Origin of the sequence: Proteus vulgaris (assembly GCF_016239305.1) — a bacterium.
Taxonomy (GTDB): Bacteria; Pseudomonadota; Gammaproteobacteria; order Enterobacterales; family Enterobacteriaceae; genus Proteus; species Proteus vulgaris_C.
The window spans coordinates 70,967-87,951 of sequence record NZ_JAEHOQ010000001.1 but is presented as its reverse complement, the minus strand read 5'-3'; the positions used below and the strand labels follow the sequence as shown (position 1 = coordinate 87,951).

The 16,985-nt window shown below is 36.9% G+C and carries 16 protein-coding genes; 13 read left to right on the top strand and 3 right to left on the bottom strand.

The annotated features are described in order from the left end of the window. Nucleotide 1 precedes the first annotated feature (1 nt). The gene (rtcR, locus tag JEP40_RS00420) at nucleotides 2-1,594 is read right to left on the bottom strand and encodes an RNA repair transcriptional activator RtcR (RefSeq protein WP_198621972.1); all 1,593 of its coding nucleotides are present in this window, start codon (nucleotides 1,592-1,594) and stop codon (nucleotides 2-4) included. A 552-nt stretch (nucleotides 1,595-2,146) separates the two neighbouring features. On the opposite strand from rtcR, the gene JEP40_RS00415 reads away from it, so the two are divergent. Then, the gene (locus JEP40_RS00415; protein ID WP_420094333.1) at nucleotides 2,147-3,286 is read left to right on the top strand and encodes a slipin family protein; all 1,140 of its coding nucleotides are present in this window, start codon (nucleotides 2,147-2,149) and stop codon (nucleotides 3,284-3,286) included. Next, nucleotides 3,283-4,506, top strand: coding sequence for an RtcB family protein (locus tag JEP40_RS00410; protein WP_198621970.1), 1,224 nt, complete (start codon nucleotides 3,283-3,285; stop codon nucleotides 4,504-4,506). Before JEP40_RS00415 ends, JEP40_RS00410 begins: the two co-directional genes overlap by 4 nt. A 435-nt stretch (nucleotides 4,507-4,941) precedes the next feature. Here the strand turns inward: JEP40_RS00410 and mrpI are convergent, their stop codons facing one another. Next, nucleotides 4,942-5,502 (bottom strand): phase variation DNA invertase MrpI, encoded by a 561-nt coding sequence (gene mrpI, locus JEP40_RS00405; RefSeq protein WP_198621969.1) that lies wholly within the window; start codon nucleotides 5,500-5,502, stop codon nucleotides 4,942-4,944. 676 nt (nucleotides 5,503-6,178) lie between these two features. Here mrpI and mrpA point away from each other — a divergent pair. From mrpA to JEP40_RS00355, 10 genes are all read left to right on the top strand, one after another. After that, the gene (gene mrpA, locus JEP40_RS00400; protein ID WP_109409403.1) at nucleotides 6,179-6,706 is read left to right on the top strand and encodes an MR/P fimbria major subunit MrpA; all 528 of its coding nucleotides are present in this window, start codon (nucleotides 6,179-6,181) and stop codon (nucleotides 6,704-6,706) included. Between the two features lie 95 nt (nucleotides 6,707-6,801). Continuing rightward, nucleotides 6,802-7,350: a fimbrial protein gene (locus JEP40_RS00395; protein WP_198622137.1), complete on the top strand. Its 549-nt coding sequence runs from the start codon at nucleotides 6,802-6,804 to the stop codon at nucleotides 7,348-7,350. Between the two features lie 21 nt (nucleotides 7,351-7,371). Next, nucleotides 7,372-9,987: an outer membrane usher protein gene (locus JEP40_RS00390; protein ID WP_198621968.1), complete on the top strand. Its 2,616-nt coding sequence runs from the start codon at nucleotides 7,372-7,374 to the stop codon at nucleotides 9,985-9,987. A gap of 55 nt (nucleotides 9,988-10,042) precedes the next feature. Then, nucleotides 10,043-10,801, top strand: a complete 759-nt coding sequence (locus tag JEP40_RS00385) for a fimbria/pilus periplasmic chaperone (RefSeq protein ID WP_198621967.1) — start codon at nucleotides 10,043-10,045, stop codon at nucleotides 10,799-10,801. Between the two features lie 13 nt (nucleotides 10,802-10,814). After that, nucleotides 10,815-11,360 (top strand): fimbrial protein, encoded by a 546-nt coding sequence (locus JEP40_RS00380; RefSeq protein WP_198621966.1) that lies wholly within the window; start codon nucleotides 10,815-10,817, stop codon nucleotides 11,358-11,360. An 11-nt stretch (nucleotides 11,361-11,371) separates the two neighbouring features. After that, the gene (locus JEP40_RS00375) at nucleotides 11,372-11,857 is read left to right on the top strand and encodes a fimbrial protein (RefSeq protein WP_198621965.1); all 486 of its coding nucleotides are present in this window, start codon (nucleotides 11,372-11,374) and stop codon (nucleotides 11,855-11,857) included. Nucleotides 11,858-11,867: 10 nt separating this feature from the next. After that, a complete protein-coding gene (locus JEP40_RS00370; protein WP_072070702.1) occupies nucleotides 11,868-12,416 on the top strand; it encodes a fimbrial protein in 549 nt (182 codons plus the stop codon). 21 nt (nucleotides 12,417-12,437) lie between these two features. Further along, nucleotides 12,438-13,265, top strand: a complete 828-nt coding sequence (locus JEP40_RS00365) for an adhesin (RefSeq protein ID WP_198621964.1) — start codon at nucleotides 12,438-12,440, stop codon at nucleotides 13,263-13,265. Nucleotides 13,266-13,286: 21 nt separating this feature from the next. Beyond that, nucleotides 13,287-13,607: a helix-turn-helix domain-containing protein gene (locus JEP40_RS00360; protein WP_109409410.1), complete on the top strand. Its 321-nt coding sequence runs from the start codon at nucleotides 13,287-13,289 to the stop codon at nucleotides 13,605-13,607. A gap of 724 nt (nucleotides 13,608-14,331) precedes the next feature. Then, nucleotides 14,332-15,906 (top strand): AbgT family antimetabolite efflux transporter, encoded by a 1,575-nt coding sequence (locus JEP40_RS00355; RefSeq protein ID WP_198621963.1) that lies wholly within the window; start codon nucleotides 14,332-14,334, stop codon nucleotides 15,904-15,906. Between the two features lie 54 nt (nucleotides 15,907-15,960). On the opposite strand, the gene JEP40_RS00350 is transcribed toward JEP40_RS00355, so the two are convergent. Further along, complete coding sequence (locus JEP40_RS00350) at nucleotides 15,961-16,350, bottom strand: DUF1992 domain-containing protein (protein ID WP_198621962.1); 390 nt, start codon at nucleotides 16,348-16,350, stop codon at nucleotides 15,961-15,963. 133 nt (nucleotides 16,351-16,483) lie between these two features. Here JEP40_RS00350 and JEP40_RS00345 point away from each other — a divergent pair, with 133 nt between their 5' ends. Beyond that, complete coding sequence (locus JEP40_RS00345) at nucleotides 16,484-16,822, top strand: carboxymuconolactone decarboxylase family protein (protein ID WP_198621961.1); 339 nt, start codon at nucleotides 16,484-16,486, stop codon at nucleotides 16,820-16,822. Nucleotides 16,823-16,985 lie beyond the last annotated feature (163 nt).

Below are 16,985 nucleotides of genomic sequence, written 5' to 3'. Positions count from 1 at the left end.
ATTATTCTCCATGTTGAATTTGTTCCCAGCTTAAGCCAAATTTCGCAAGGTATTTGCGTAGGCGATCGGCGTCGTTGGGCTGCTTTTTATTTTCTCTTGATACTGCGAAAAGTTTTCTACCGGCTTCTGAGAGTGTTGATGATTGCTGGCAAGTTTTGATAACTGTATTCAGTTGGCTGAGATCGAAAAGATCAATATCAGTACTATTAAATAAAGAAGAAGAGGTTATTCCCCAATTTTGTTTTAAACGATTAATTTCTTCATCAACAAGAGGAAGGGTAATACGACCATTTTCGGCAAGTGTTGCCATTCGCGTTATACTAGCACTAAGTTCACGGAAATTACCACGCCATAATGCCTGCTCAGATGTGGCAAACCGAATATAGCGAGATTTTGCATCTGAATTAAAGCGGATCGCTTTTTGATAGAGAGTTGTAAAGTGATGCAGCTCATAATCAATATTGGGTTCAATATCCTCTTTGCGATCGACTAGTCCAGGTAATGAAAAAGACCACATATTAATCCTTGCATAGAGATCTTCGCGAAAAAGCCCTTTTACAATTTGTTTATCCATATCTCGATGTGTACCTGCTATCAACTGGAAATCACTTTGTACTTCAGTATCTGAGCCATATGGATAAAAAGATTTTTCTTCTATTGCTTTAAGTAACATAGCTTGCTCATCAAGCCCTAATTCTGCAATTTCATCAAGAAATAAAATCCCTTTATCGGCTTCTCTTAATAACCCTTGTCTAGCTTGCAATGCACCCGTAAATGCGCCTTTTACATGTCCAAATAAAGTGGACATGGCGTTATCACCGCGCAAGGTAGCGCAGTTAACTGCGATAAAATGCCCTTTTACAAAATGGCGAGATTGTCGTAATTCATAAATACGTTGGGCAAGAAATGATTTTCCTGCACCGGTTGGGCCTGTTAATAAAATAGGGGCAAAAGAACGCAACGCGACTCGTTCAATCTGAGCAATTAAGGTATTGAAACGTTCATTACGTGTGGCGATCCCCGATTTTAAAAAAGAGAGTGACTCATTATGGTAGTGCTCGAACCGGCTTGTTAATTTTGTATAACGACTTAAATCGAGATCAATAACAGCATAACTGCCAGTGGCTGACTGTATGGTTTTGACACTATCTTTATTTTCTTTTTTAGAAGATGGAGAGGTTTGTAATAGTTTTGCCGGTAAATAATGTGCTTCTGTCAGTAGAAACCAACAAATTTGAGCAATATGGGTTCCTGTTGTGATATGCACATAATATTCTTCATTTTCAGTATCAAACGGATAATTTATTGCAAAATCAAGAAAGTGGCTATAAACCTCTTCAAGATCCCAAGGATCACAAATATCAATTTCATAAGGCAACACTTCAGTATCCGGTGAGACAGTATGGATATCTTCTGTAATTTTAGATGCGAGCATTGAGTCATTAGGCTGGTGGATCATCACTAATCGGCTAACAGGAAAATCCTTTTGATGACAAATGGAAATTGTTGGGCGCCATGAGTTCCACCTTTTATGGTTTTTGCCTCTTTTATCTAATGTTGTGCCTAAAACACCAATCACGACTTTGCGTTTCATTAAGCTATCTCTACTTATTTTTTTATCTATTTTTATAAATATATAGATAAAAAGATAGGATTATATTGTTTTTAATTTAATGGATAAATATCTAAAAATCACAATTAAAATATTTTTATTAACAAAAACAATTAATTAAAAATATTTAAACTGTTTTCTTAAAACTTGGCATGATATTGGCATTGTTATTACTGTCTTGAGCAGATTTTAAATCTGGTAGGCACATAAAGAACACTCTGTGGTGTTATCTAAATGTGTTCCTCCACATCGGGACTCTGTAGGTGAAGAGGGTTATTTTCAGGTTCGATTCCTGACACCAAAACCATTACAAATCCAAATGTAAAATTAAATATAAAAAATCGTTGTGACAGCAGTACCGTCACCTTACTTATCCACCAGCAATTGCGCTGGATTGACAGCAGAAAAAGAGACAAACAAAGTATCGTTCCTCTCTTGTTTTCCTTTCAATTTCGCAAAACTTGCCCGTGGAAAAGTAAGTCACGATAAATTGCATTATATAAAGAAGAATAAAAGAAGAAGGAACGAAAAATGATAAAAACAACAATAGTGGTAAAACAGGGGCAGTTAGCACTTTTAAAGAAAAAAGATGAGTACATTGATGTGCTAACAGCAGGTGAACATAAGTTTTTTGATTTGGGGCATCAGCTTAGTGCAGATATTTTCCCTTTAAATGGTGGTGCATTAGAAAGCGAGAAGGCCGAATTTTTACGTCAATACTATCCTCAATGGGTGACTGAATATGGTTTTGATATCGTGTTATCTGATGAAGAGATTGGTCTTTTATATGAAAATGGCTCGTTAAAAGAGATCTTAGCACCAGGAACACGACGTTTATATTGGCGTTATGCCGATCGTTCTTTAGAAATTGTATCTATCGATGAACTTGAAGTATCTGCAATACTGATGAAGAAACTCCAACATCCTAAATTAAGAAATCAAGTCATAAAGGGAAGTGAAGGGGTACTCAATGTGGAGATCCCAGCTTGGCATGCTGGTGTTATTCGGATCAATGGGGAAACACAAGCCTTATTACCACCAGGATTAAAAGGGTATTGGCGTTATCAGCATAAAGTAGATGTCGAAGTGGTCGATATGCGTTTACAAACGCTGGATGTTAGTGGGCAGGAGATCCTAACGAAAGACAAAGTGACACTTCGTATTAATTTATCGGCTAACTGGCGTTATAGCGATGTACTTTTAGCATATCAACAACTGACTTCACCATTGGAATTCTTATATAAAGAGTTGCAATTTGCTTTACGTGAAGCAGTAGGAACAAGAACGCTTGATGAATTATTAGAAAATAAAAGCCTGATAGATAATTTAGTCAGTGAAAAAATCAGTGAAGTAACCCAAGGATATGGTATTGAAGTGGCTTCATTAGGGGTAAAAGATATCGTTTTACCGGGTGAAATGAAAACGATTTTAGCGCAAGTCGTTGAAGCTGAAAAATCAGCACAAGCTAATGTTATTCGTCGAAGAGAAGAGACATCAGCAACTCGTTCCTTATTAAATACCGCAAAAGTAATGGAAAACAATCCTGTCGCTTTACGATTAAAAGAGCTAGAAACGGTGGAACGTATTGCAGAACGTATTGATAAGATTTCCGTTTATGGCGGTTTAGACCAAGTATTAAATGGATTAGTCCAAATTAAAGGAGCACAAGCATGATATTGGATCACCAAATAGTAAAAGAAGCAGGGACGGCCGAAATTAAAATGTGGACAAATGGTGTACCTGTTGAAGCCGATGCTCTAAAGCAACTTATCAATACCGCCAAGATGCCTTTTATCTTTAAACATATGGCGGTAATGCCTGATGTTCACTTAGGTAAAGGTTCAACAATAGGTAGTGTTATCCCAACCAAAGGCGCGATTATTCCGGCTGCTGTTGGTGTGGATATCGGTTGTGGAATGATTGCAGTGAAAACATCATTACATGCAAATGATCTGCCCGATAATTTATTTGCGATAAGAACAGCAATAGAACAAGCTGTTCCTCATGGAAGAACGAGTTATCAATCAGGGAATGATCGTGGTTCATGGAAGAACCCACCTAAACTTGTTGATCAGCATTGGCAACAACTAGAAGGGCGTTTTAAGGTTTTAACTGATAAGTATCCACGTTTACGAAATACTAATAATTATCGTCATCTTGGAACATTAGGAACAGGGAACCACTTTATTGAATTGTGTCTTGATGAATCAGATAACGTTTGGGTAATGTTGCATAGTGGATCCCGAGGTGTTGGTAACGCTATCGGTACGTTATTTATACAAATGGCACAAGAGGATATGAGAGAACATATTGCTAACTTGCCAGATAAAAACTTAGCGTACTTAAAAGAAGGAACGCTTTTCTATGATGACTATATAGAAGCGGTCGAATGGGCTCAGGATTTTGCACGACATAATCGAGAAGTCATGATGGAACATGTGTTGGCTGCATTATCAACACAAATCACTAAACCTTTTATGACACAGAAACAAGCTGTGAATTGTCACCATAACTATGTGCAAAAGGAAATGCATTTTGGTGAAGAGGTCTTGGTAACTCGAAAAGGGGCTGTTTCAGCACAACGTGGTGAAATGGGGATCATCCCGGGTTCAATGGGTGCTAAGAGCTTTATTGTAAGAGGAAAAGGAAATGCTGAAAGTTTCTGTTCATGTAGCCATGGTGCGGGGCGTGTAATGAGCCGAACGGCAGCTAAAAAAGCCTTTAGTGTTGAAGACCAAATTCGAGCTACAGCACATGTAGAATGTCGAAAAGATAAAGATGTTATTGATGAAATTCCAATGGCTTATAAGAATATTGATGCGGTTATGAAGGCGCAATCATCTTTAGTTGAAGTTGTTCATACTCTAAGACAGGTGGTGTGTGTAAAAGGTTGATCGTACTTTTGTAAGGTAATTCATAACTATCCCCAAACGGTAACGTAGGGGATAGTGAGATATGACAGCGTGTGTATGGAATGCAAATGAATAAAAATATTAAGAATGCAATTTTCTTTAAATGAGATCCTTATTTTCTGATTAAAAAGCAAACAAAGAATGTTTAATATTTTTTATAAATAAAGATTGATATTAAACTTACAGTCCTCTAATAAAGATAATCAAAAAAAAGCATATTGATATTAAATTATTCTTTAACTAGAAAACGATTATTAATAAATTATTAATATCGGTAATTGTGATTATTTATTTAATATAAAACAATTCCTAATTTTCTTAATTAGATTGAAATTAACTTTATTCTTATTGAAAAAGTATAGCCTACTCTATTTAGTGTATTAATTTTCAGTAAGTATATTAATTATACATTAAATGTTAATTTCTTATATCCCAAATGTGAACAAAGCGTTTTGAATTGCTTGCGGTATAGATAACGGTATGTGAAATGTTTCGATGTCCCAAATAATCCTGAATTAAACGCGTATCTCTACCTAAATCAGCAAGCGCATAGCCACATGCATGGCGTAACATATGAGGATGAGGGCTTATGGATACATTAGCTTCTTTACCTAAACGGCGGAGTAATCCATACACTTGTTGACGAGAGATTGGACCTGTTTTTTGGGATAAAAAGACCCATTCTGAGTCAGATTCTCTCCATGTTTCCCTTTTTTTCAACCAGTTAACTAGCGCTTCATATTCCTCTTCTATAATTGGTTGTGTTGTTGATAATCCCCCTTTCAAGCGCCTGACATAGAGTATCCTACTTTCCAAATCTATATCGCTTAAGGTTAGTCTGCATAGCTCACTAACACGAAATCCATGTAAAAAACACATTAAAAACATACAGTAATCTCTTTCAGGGTACCGTCCTTCTTTTGCTTGCTTCAAAATAGAGTTGATCTCAAAACGTGTAAGAAACTTACGCTGCTTCATTTTCATAACCTTTTCAATGAGATAACAAGGAACAAAAGTCAATTGATACATAACTATAACAAGTAATATGCATCAATAAAGAGTTGTGTTTTTTTTATGCTTGCACTTTTACTTGTTAATTTTAAACAAGTTTATTGAAAGTTTATTTGTTTTTAGAAAATGAAAGTGATTGATTGACAAAGCGAAAAATGAGTATGGATAGGAATTCGGCCATCTTTAGAGAAATAAACAGAATACACCAAATTGTTTACTATTATTCTCTGGCTTCTCACTTAAGTCAAATTTAATATTAATCACATATCATCATTTATTTAACATATTGATATTTATCATTATTTCAAAAAACAAATATGATTAGTTACTTTGTTTAAAATCCAGAAATAATTTTTTTTACTTTTTTCACAAATTATAGTAATAACACTTAGAATTATAAACTCTTTTTCTGATATTTAAAGTTAGATTATCTAAATGTGTTTGATTTCGAGATGAAAATTTTTAACAAAACAATTTGGTGTATTTTGTTTTGTTTCTAACGAAATTTAATTTCGTTTTGGACGGGCACAAGTATACCAAAATTCAAAAACTCAATAATGAGTCATTCAATTAGGAATAATTCAATCCTAATGAATTTATTATTTTTAATGTCTTCGTCCTTTATATTTTAGGAAACAAAAAGATGAAATTAAATAAATTAGCATTAGTTCTTGGCTTAGGTTTATCTGTTGCTGCAGGTTCTGCATTTGCTGCTGATCAAGGTCACGGTACTGTTAAATTTGTTGGTTCAATTATTGATGCACCTTGTTCTATTCATCCTGATTCAGAAAATCAAACTGTTCCATTAGGTCAAATTTCTACTGCTGCATTAAAAGATGGTGGTCGTAGTAATTCTCGTGATTTCAAAATTTCTTTAGAAAATTGCACAACTGAAACTTATAAAACAGTTCAAACAACCTTCACTGGTTCAGAAGATGCAGACATTTTAGCAGGCTCTTTAGGTATTGAAGGTATCGCTAAAAATGCTGCTGTTGTTATTACCGATGCGGGTGGTAAACAAATCAAATTAGGTACACCAAGTGCAGCTCAAAACTTACGTGATGGTAATAATGATCTGAACTTCGCAGCTTACTTACAAGGTTCTGCTGCAGAAGCTGCTGTTCCAGGTGACTTCACTGCAATTGCAACTTTCGCACTGACTTATCAGTAAGAAAAAATAAGCTCTGTACATGGATGTGCAGAGCTTTGTTTCCTGTGTCTATTTTTAACGATTTTTTTCTTATGGAGAAAAATATGAATCGCAAGATGACACCACTATGGCTATGCCTTATTGCCAGCTTACTGACAACATCGGTAATAGCAAGTGATGTAAAACAAGATAAAAACATGCATCAGCGATTTGGGGTACTTAATCTTTCAGGCTCGATTTTAGAACCATCTTGCACGATTGCAGCAGGAAGTGGTGAACAAGTTATCCCACTGACTACGGTTTCTATTCCAATGCTAGTGACTGAAGGTCGAGGACCTATTGAATATTTTTCTATCCGATTAACGGAATGTACGCTAATTGAACAAAAAGGTCAGGAAGCGGACAACCCTCGTTTTATTGCAACGTTTGAAGGACCTTCTAACGAAAATGGTAATTTTGCACTTTCTGGTGAAGCTAGAGGTGCGTCATTAGCGATAGCTGATCGTTATGGTAGACAAGCTATTCCAGGGCAACCATTGCCCCCTGTTGGTATTGATTCGAAATCAATGGCGTTACTTTATCAAGCGCGGATAGTCAAAAATAACGAAATACCCAAAGCAGGGAATTACCGTACAACGCTGCGATTTAAGCTGGAATACTATTAAATGGATCGGGTTGGATAATTTATGGCGAGATCATTCAAAACCGTTGGTTTAGGGACGGAAAAAAAGAAAAAACAACATACTATTCGGCCTGTTGCTGTACTGATCTATTTAATCCTTACTGGGGCTTCCAGTATTTCAAGTTCAGCTTTAGCAAATAGTGATATTGAGTTTAATGCCGATATTCTGGATCTAAAAGATAAGCAAAATATCGACTTATCAGATTTCTCTCGTGCGGGCTATATTATGCCTGGCCGATATGAGTTTGTTGTTCGTGTTAACAATAATGAACTCCCTGAACTTTATAACATTAATTATGTAGTGCCTGCCAATGATCCTAAAGGTAGTGAACCTTGTTTACCGCCAGAATTGATCCATCAAATAGGTCTTAAACCTGAATGGGCTGAAAAAGTTAAATATCAAGATAATGGAAGTTGTCTTGATATCTCTTCTATTCCCGGAATGACGGTAAGTGCAAGTCTGGGAAGTGGTAATCTTATTCTGACTATCCCTCAAGCGTATCTTGAATATTCAGCACCAAACTGGGATCCACCTTCTCGTTGGGATCACGGTATCTCAGGCGTACTTTTTGACTATAACGTCAATGCTAACGTGACAGATCCCGCTAAAGGGAAGCAACGTCAACAAGTTACAGGTTTAGGAACCGTGGGAGCAAACTTAGGTGTTTGGCGTTTCCGTGCTGATTGGCAAGCAAGTTATCAGCATACGACGGGTCTTCCTGATAGCACTGAAAATAGTTGGAAATGGAACCAGCTTTATCTTTATAGAGCAATTACCCAATTAGGGGCTCGCCTTGTGATGGGGGAGACTTATTCACGCTCTGACATTTTCGATAACTTCCGTTTTACTGGGATTAACTTGTCTACGGATGACAATATGTTACCACCTAACTTAAGGGGATATGCCCCTGAAGTAACGGGTGTGGCAAAAACGAATGCGAAAGTGACAATTAGCCAGCAAGGTCGTGTGATCTATGAAACTCAGGTTGCTCCAGGACCATTTCGTATTCAAGACATTAATGATGCGGTAAGTGGTAAGTTAGATGTACGTGTTGAAGAGCAAGATGGATCTGTCCAAGAATTCCAAATGGATACTGCAAGTATTCCTTATTTAACACGTCCTGGCCGAGTGCAATATAAATTATCTGCGGGTAAACCGTCAGATATGAACCGTAATACAGAAGGCCCTATTTTTGGTATGGGTGAATTCTCATGGGGGATCAGTAATGGTTGGTCACTTTATGGTGGCTCATTAGTATCTGGTGATTATAACTCTGTTTCTGCAGGTATTGGTCGTGATTTGATGGCGTTAGGCGCTATCTCTTTTGATGCGACACATTCTTGGGCCAAAATTCCAAGTGATAACAAGCGTTATCACGGTGGCTCTTATCGCTTAAGTTACTCAAAACGTTTTGAACAAATAAATAGCCAAGTGACATTCGCAGGCTATCGATTCTCCGAACGTGATTTTATGAGTATGAATCAATATTTAGATCGCCGTTATCGTGGTGGTGAAGAAGATAACAATAAAGAGCTTTATACCATTATGTTTAGTAAGCAGTTCCCTGAATGGGGGTTGAGTGCTTACTTAAACTATAGTCATCAGACTTATTGGAATAAGCCTAATAATGATAACTATAACTTGTCATTAGCCAAAACGATGGATATTGGTCGCTTCAAAAATATCAATCTCAGTCTGTCGGCGTTTCGCAATAAATTTAATGGCACCAATGATAATGGTGTTTATATGAATGTCAGTATGCCTTGGAGCGATCGCGCGACCATTAGCTACAACACTGTGATTAATAAACACGGTAATTCACATAATGTCAGTTATTACGATCGTATTGATGACAATAGTAGCTATCGTGTTGGTGCAGGTTTAAGCAGTAATGGTAAACCATCCGCAGATGCCTATCTCATGCATTATGCTGATACCGCCTTAGTGACCGCCAGTGCGAGCCATATTAATGGCGAGTACACATCAGCCACATTATCACTACAAGGTGGGGCAACACTAACACCAAAAGGTGGTGCATTACACCGCACAAGTCGTACTGGTAGTACTCGTTTACTTATTGATACAGATGGTATTTCTGATGTACCAGTGAAAAGTATCGGTGCGATTACTCGTACCAATGCTTTTGGTAAAGCGGTACTGCCTGATATCAATGATTATTACCGCAGTAGTGCCAGCATCGACCTTGATCAGATGCCAGATAACGCTGAAGCATTACGCTCAATTCAACAACTAACCCTAACAGAAGGCGCAATAGGCTACCGCCACTTTGATGTGGTGTCAGGACAAAAAGCCATGGCTGTCATTCGCTTACAAGACGGAACTTATCCACCATTTGGTGCCAGTGTTACAACTGATAAAGGCCGAGAGCTCGGTATTGTCAATGATGGTGGGAATGTGTATCTGACAGGTATTAATAGTGGTGATGTATTGAGTGTGCGTTGGAATGGACAAGAACAGTGCAAAGTTCAGATCCCGACATTAGTTGAAGGAATGTTTATATCTTCATTATTACTAACTTGTGGTGATGGTAATACCGCATCATCACCAATCAATCAAAGAACCGAACCCTTACCTAAACCTCAACTGATTACACAATAAGGTTAGGAAAGAAGGGAAAGATAAAAATAATTTCAGACAAAAAGAGTAATTCAAAATGATGTTATCAAAGCGCTTATTCATTGTAACAACCACTTTATTGACTGGAATGGTCTTTACTAGTCAAGCCCTTGCTGCGATTGCTTTAGATAGAACGCGCGTCATTTTTAATGGCGCGGATAAATCGATTAGTTTAAATGTCAGTAATCAAAATAAAGAGTTGCCTTACTTAGCGCAAGGTTGGATGGAAAATGAGAATGGTGAGCGTATTGATTCTCCATTGTTGGTTTTGCCACCGATCCAACGTATTGAACCTGGCGATAAAAGCCAAGTAAAAGTGCAGTCATTGCCAGATATTGCCAAGTTACCACAAGATAGAGAAAGTGTTTTCTATTTTAACTTGCGTGAAATTCCACCCCGCAGTGACAAACCCAATGTGTTGCAAATTGCATTGCAAACTCGAATTAAGTTGTTTTATCGCCCAGCGGCTATTTATGCCACTCAAACAGATTTGACACATCCTTGGCAAGAAAAAATCATCTTAACGAAAAAAGGTGATCGTTACGAAGTAAATAATCCAACACCTTATTACGTAACATTAGTTGATGGATTGACGGGATTACAAGGAAAAAGCCTTGATGGTTTTCAGCCATTAATGATTGCGCCTAAAAGCACGGGCACGATAAACCTAAATGCTTCTGCATTTGGCGCATCACCCGTATTAAGTTACATCAATGATTATGGTGGACGTCCACAGATGAAATTCACCTGTAATGGCAATGAATGCAAAGTGACAGAAACATCAGCAGGATACTAAATAGGTCTATTTTATGAAAATGGAACAGCGGTTTAGCCCAAGCAAAGCAGTGTTGATTTTTATTCTGGCAACATTTACTGGAGGCCTAAGTTTTACTGCTGTTGCGAATTTACCCGCTAGAGCGGTGAACAATGCTATTCCAGGAATTGTTTATATCAATATCACCGGAAATGTTATTGCCCCACCGCCTTGTTTGATCAATGACGGCAAAATGATTGAAGTGAATTTTGGCGAGGTGATGAGCACGCGTATTGACGGCACCAATTATAAACAGCCAGTTCACTATACTGCAACGTGCCAAAAGATGCCGACAAATGCGATGAAGGTTTATATCACTGGTAGCGCAACTGGATTCGACTCAAATGCTCTACAAACAGATATTACGGGATTAGGGGTGCGTATTTTATATCAAGGCCAATTATTAGATTTAGGTAAAGCCATTAATTTTACCTATCCTAATTTGCCTGATTTAGAAGCTATTCCTGTTCGTGATCAGAGTGCCACATTAATTGGCGGTGATTTTGTCGCCAGTGGCACGTTGCATGTGGATTATCAGTAAGAGGTCAGAAAATGAATAAATTAAAATACATATGCCTGATTGCATTACTGAACTCTTATGCTGTCATGAGTGCAGATACTCCGAATATGAAATTATTTGGCACTTTATTAGTTCCACCACCTTGTGTTATCAGCAATAACGAACTGATTGATGTTTATTTCGGACATAACGTAGGTATTCATAAAGTGGACGGCATTAATTACACCGAATCAGTGAATTATCAACTGGTCTGCGATCCAAATTTAAAAGGATGGGACTTAGGCCTTTCTATTATTGGTCCTAAAACACAGTTTGATGAAGCAGCGCTACAAACCAACATTCCTGATTTAGGTATTCATCTCACACAAGATGGTCAGCCTTTTAAACTAAACGAACGCTTGGCGATATCACCGGATAATCCACCTGTGATCCAAGCAGTGCCGGTTAAAAGACCGGGTAGCACGCTACCTGAAGGTGCATTTGAAGTTTCAGCAACACTTCTTGCTGAATACCAATAGGAGCGCATTGATGAAAATGAAAAGATTATCGATCCCGTTCGTTTTGGGCTTAATCACATTTATGGGATTAACATCAACGGCGTTTTCTGCACCAGATAATATGTATTTTCACGGCATATTAGTTGATGAGCCTTGCACAATAAAACCTGGTGATGAAACCGTTGAATTAGATTTTGGCAATATTCCTGATAAGAATCTTTATGCATATCAAAGAACACCAAGCAAATTATTTCAAATTCGCTTATCTGAGTGTGATCTCACGATTGGTAAAAGCGTCAAAATTACATTTAAAGGTGATGAAAACCAAGCCATGGCAGGGCAAGGCTTTTTAGCGATCAGCTCAAGTAGCCAAGCGGCAGGAATTGCGGTTGGATTGGAATCTGAAAATGGAAATGCCTTACCTGTTAATAAAGAGACAGACAAACTTTCATTAAATGCGGATGACACTATTTTAAATTTTTATGCCTTTATTCAAGGTGAGCCGGATGCGATTGCTAACCAATCCATTAAACGCGGCCCATTTAGTGCAATAGCCACATTCCATTTGAATTATGACTAATTATTAGGGTTGAGGTTTTCTATGTCCATATTAAAGCGACTTCCAGCTTTATGTATTGCAATAGGTTTGCTGTTTTCAGCGCCTGCGATGGCATCTATTTTTTCTTATATTACACATTCTGAAGGTGAGCCTGCTCACGCCACTTATACCTATGTTATTCAACGCTGGGATCCTGAAGATCCCTATACGCCTAACCCTTGTTATGGCTGGAGTAAATGCTGGATAACAATTAACCATAAGCATGATGCTAATGGTTCTCCTGGTTCGGCGGTAAGAAGTATTGTTCGCGTTGAAAAAGAACCTTATTTAGCGGGTGTTCGTGATGCCGTTATGAGGGTTGAGAGTTTCCCAATACAAGGAACAGCAAGACATGATGGTGATCCTCTGACCTCAAACCAAGAGTGTGTCGGGTTGTTTTATGAATCTAAGGAAGGCGGCTGGTCTCCAAATGGACGTTTATTACCGGGATCATTATGTGGTATTGCACCGCCACCCGTTGGTGCCTGCAAAATAACAGAAGGAGCTGTAAACCTTAATTATGGTGATATTGACGAGTTCAGTTTAGAAAATGCAGCACGTGCTCAAAATATTAATGTGACTTGCAACTTAGCAATGAAAGTTCTGGTTATTGCATCAGGCTCAGACAGTGGCCGAGTTCCATTACGACCTGATAATAGCCTTTATGCTGATTTATTTCTTGATGGTTATGCTGGTGAAAAAGGCTCTGTAATTGATGTTCCTAAAAATGGAACCATACCTGTAGAGGTTAAATCAATTTTACATACCAATGGTCGCGTTGCACCAGGTTATTTCTCTGGTTCAGGTTCAATTATTTTAACGATGCCTTAATCATGATAATGGGTGAATATTATGATGAATTACGATTTTACAGATATTGATGTTAATGCGTTAGTTGGAAAGCGAATTCAGAAAAAGCGTAAAGAGTTAGGTTATACCGGTATGCAAATTGCTGAAAAAATTGGTGTAAGCCAACAGCAATTTTCTCGATATGAGCGCGGGATGAATAAGATAGATTTAAGTTATCTTGTTTTATTAGCTAGCTATCTAAATACACCTATTTATTGGTTTTTTGAAGATTGTTTTATACCAAAGTCCTCATCAGAAAATCTGCGTGTTGATAAACGTAGCAGTATCATTGCTGAAGCGACACCCGATGTTTTTTTATATTAATACATACGACTAAATAAGAGCCAAATTTTGGTTTTTTTAGTGTGTATGTTTTTCTTTGATTGATTACCAAATTGGTAAGGCAAGGGAGACCTTGCCCTTTTTTTATACTAAAAAGCATTAAATTGTGAGATGAACCTGAGCAGTTGTTAAAGATGGCAAGTATTACTTGCTTTCTATCTTTAAAAGATCAGCAATATTGTTTTTAAATATTAACTTCACAATTTTAATTGTTCCTTTCTTAGATTATCAATTTTTCATTCTATGTATAGTCATACATACAATATCTACTGCAAAACTACCTATTTATGTTACAAATAAACTAAGCTTTTAACCTATATTGACCATTTATTCGACATTATTTCCTCTTTTATAGTAATTACAACCGTTACTATCAGGTTTATCAGAGTATTTAATCGATTCTAGCTATTAATTAAAGATATTTTTAGTTATAAAAGGTTAATAAATAATCACAATAATGTTAAAAAATGTTACCTTATGCACATTTTTTAATTTTAGATATTATAAATTAATTTTAATGTAAGTGATTTGTAATTGTATAGTTTGTTTTTATCTGGTTGTTTGTTAAGGTAAAAAATATATTATTTAATAATTTTTTTGTGATATTTATCTTAAATAAGATGGTTGTAAGTAGGATTAACAGATAGTCATAATAAAAATGGTTGTGTACTGTGCCTTTTCTGTTTTTTTATAAAAAGGATAAATGATGCAAACAAAAAAACAGGGAGGCAGTCGCTTTCTACGCACAGTGGAATGGTTAGGAAATGCGCTACCCCATCCCGTTATCTTATTTATTATTTTAATTGCTATTTTACTTGTCTCTTCGGCGGTTGGTGAATATTTTGGTGTTACAGTACAAGATCCCCGACCAGAAGGCGCTAAAGGACGCGCTGAAGATGGCTATATTCATATTATTAGTTTGTTAGATGCAGATGGTATTCGCCGTATATTGGCCAATATTGTTACTAATTTTACGGGATTTGCCCCTCTAGGTACGGTGCTGGTGGCATTATTAGGTGTCGGTATTGCTGAACGTGCTGGTTTATTATCTGCAGTTATGCGTTTAGTGGTAATGAAAGCACCTCGCAAAATGACCACATTGGCAATTGTATTTGCCGGTATTATGTCTAATACAGCGGCTGAATTAGGGTATGTGGTATTAATACCGTTATCAGCAATTATCTTCCATTCGTTAGGGCGACACCCTCTAGCGGGTCTTGCGGCTGCATTTGCAGGAGTTTCAGGTGGTTACTCTGCTAACTTGCTCTTAGGTACGATAGATCCATTGCTATCGGGCATTACACAGCAAGCAGCACGTATCATTGATCCAACTTATATCGTGGGTGCTGAAGCGAACTGGTACTTTATGTTTGTCAGTACATTCCTGATTACTTTCTTAGGTTACTTCATCACAGAAAAAATCGTGGAACCTCAATTGGGGCCTTATAACGGCAATGAGCTTGATGAAGAAGAAAATGATTTAAGAAATGCGGCTGAAGTTACGCCGCTAGAAAAGAAAGCATTATGGGCTGCAACGGGTACATTTATTGTTATGGGCGTGATTTTGGCGCTAACGGTTGTTCCTGAAAATGGTATATTGAGAAACCAAGAAACAGGGCTAATTGGTAATTCTCCTTTCTTAAAATCTATTGTTGTCTTTATTTTCTTATTCTTTGCAATTCCAGGTATGGTTTACGGTTGGGTTGCTAAGACAATGCGAACAGATAAAGACATTGTCGATGCCATGGCTAATTCCATGAGTACGCTTGGGCTTTATTTAGTCATTATTTTCTTTGCAGCTCAGTTTGTGGCTTTCTTTGGTTGGACAAATATTGGTCAGGTTATTGCTGTTAAAGGCGCGGCATTACTTAACAGTATTGATATGCCAAGTGGTTTGTTATTTTTAGGGTTTATTTTAATCTGCGCCTTCATTAATTTAATGATAGGTTCTGCGTCGGCACAATGGGCGGTAACTGCACCTATCTTTGTACCAATGCTAATGCTTGCAGGTTATGCACCAGAAACAATTCAAGCAGCATATCGAATCGGAGATTCTGTCACTAATATCATTACCCCTATGATGAGTTATTTTGGTTTGATATTAGCGGTTGCTACAAAATATAAAAAAGACACGGGTATTGGCACTATGATTTCTATGATGTTGCCATATTCTGTTATTTTCTTAATTGGTTGGTCACTCTTATTCTACCTATGGGTATTTGTATTCCACTTACCAGTAGGGCCTGGTTCACCAATTTATTACACACCAACAGCAGGTTAATTCTCTGATATGACAGAAGCCTATACAGGGATGTATAGGCTTTTTTTATTCTTATTATTTTTTATCTATTTCTTTTTTATGATTTGCCAATTTCTCAGTTAATTGGGTGGCATAGTCTGCATGTAAAAAGTGAGTATCTAAACCTGCTTGTTGTAATTTTAATTCAAGCAATACTAAACGTTTTTGTAGTGATTCATGCTCTTCTTCTGTTGTACTTAGTGTGCTTAGGATCTCGGCTAGTGATAATGCTTCTTTTCTATCTTGCATTTCAGGAGGTAAGAAACCTGCATTTTTTAATAAATGATAGCTTGCTCTAAGCGACTCAGGTACATGACTATTATCATCAAGGATCAGCGGCTTACCTTCACCTTTAAGTGATGATAGTTCACCTTTTTGTAGTGCTTGTTCAATATGGCGTTCAGCCCATTCATCGATAATTGACATTGTAAACCTCATTATTTTGAGATTATTTTAAGCATAAAAGATCACGCATACTCAATTTACCTTGATCAAATTATATTATTTGATATTATATTTTTATATTATATAAAAATATATATTAATTAAGGGATACCTAATGAGTAAGTACAAAGAAATAGTAACAGACATTGCAAATAATATGGGAGCATTGTCTCAAAATATTCCGGAAGTGATGAAAGCTTTTATGAGCACCACGAAAGCAGGAAGTAAAGAAGGGGCATTAGATGCAAAAACAAAAGAATTGATCGCTATTGCAATTGCTGTTGCCAATCGTTGTGATGGTTGTATTGGATTCCATACTAAAACTTTAGCCGAACTTGGTACAACAGAACAAGAACTTGCAGAAGCCTTAGGTGTTGCTATTTATATGGGCGGTGGCCCTTCTGTTATGTATGCCGCCAACACTATGGGTGCTTTCAAAGAATTTAGTAAATAAGAATTCTATTATTATATAACTAAAATAAAATAGTCATAAGGCCAGAGTAAGTTCATTCTGGCTTTTTTATTTCTTATAGTTTGTTTATTTTCTGTTTAATTTTAAAAGCAGTAAAGTAAAAAACATCTATTATTAAAAGTAGATTAATAATAAATATAAAATA

What these genes read in the sequence shown, in the direction of transcription:
- rtcR (WP_198621972.1), bottom strand. Translation starts at nt 1,594, where the DNA reads ATGAAACGCAAAGTCGTGATTGGTGTTTTAGGCACAACATTAGATAAA.
- JEP40_RS00410 (WP_198621970.1), top strand. Translation starts at nt 3,283, where the DNA reads ATGATATTGGATCACCAAATAGTAAAAGAAGCAGGGACGGCCGAAATT.
- mrpI (WP_198621969.1), bottom strand. Translation starts at nt 5,502, where the DNA reads ATGAAGCAGCGTAAGTTTCTTACACGTTTTGAGATCAACTCTATTTTG.
- mrpA (WP_109409403.1), top strand. Translation starts at nt 6,179, where the DNA reads ATGAAATTAAATAAATTAGCATTAGTTCTTGGCTTAGGTTTATCTGTT.
- JEP40_RS00395 (WP_198622137.1), top strand. Translation starts at nt 6,802, where the DNA reads ATGACACCACTATGGCTATGCCTTATTGCCAGCTTACTGACAACATCG.
- JEP40_RS00390 (WP_198621968.1), top strand. Translation starts at nt 7,372, where the DNA reads ATGGCGAGATCATTCAAAACCGTTGGTTTAGGGACGGAAAAAAAGAAA.
- JEP40_RS00385 (WP_198621967.1), top strand. Translation starts at nt 10,043, where the DNA reads ATGATGTTATCAAAGCGCTTATTCATTGTAACAACCACTTTATTGACT.
- JEP40_RS00380 (WP_198621966.1), top strand. Translation starts at nt 10,815, where the DNA reads ATGAAAATGGAACAGCGGTTTAGCCCAAGCAAAGCAGTGTTGATTTTT.
- JEP40_RS00375 (WP_198621965.1), top strand. Translation starts at nt 11,372, where the DNA reads ATGAATAAATTAAAATACATATGCCTGATTGCATTACTGAACTCTTAT.
- JEP40_RS00370 (WP_072070702.1), top strand. Translation starts at nt 11,868, where the DNA reads ATGAAAATGAAAAGATTATCGATCCCGTTCGTTTTGGGCTTAATCACA.
- JEP40_RS00365 (WP_198621964.1), top strand. Translation starts at nt 12,438, where the DNA reads ATGTCCATATTAAAGCGACTTCCAGCTTTATGTATTGCAATAGGTTTG.
- JEP40_RS00360 (WP_109409410.1), top strand. Translation starts at nt 13,287, where the DNA reads ATGATGAATTACGATTTTACAGATATTGATGTTAATGCGTTAGTTGGA.
- JEP40_RS00355 (WP_198621963.1), top strand. Translation starts at nt 14,332, where the DNA reads ATGCAAACAAAAAAACAGGGAGGCAGTCGCTTTCTACGCACAGTGGAA.
- JEP40_RS00350 (WP_198621962.1), bottom strand. Translation starts at nt 16,350, where the DNA reads ATGTCAATTATCGATGAATGGGCTGAACGCCATATTGAACAAGCACTA.
- JEP40_RS00345 (WP_198621961.1), top strand. Translation starts at nt 16,484, where the DNA reads ATGAGTAAGTACAAAGAAATAGTAACAGACATTGCAAATAATATGGGA.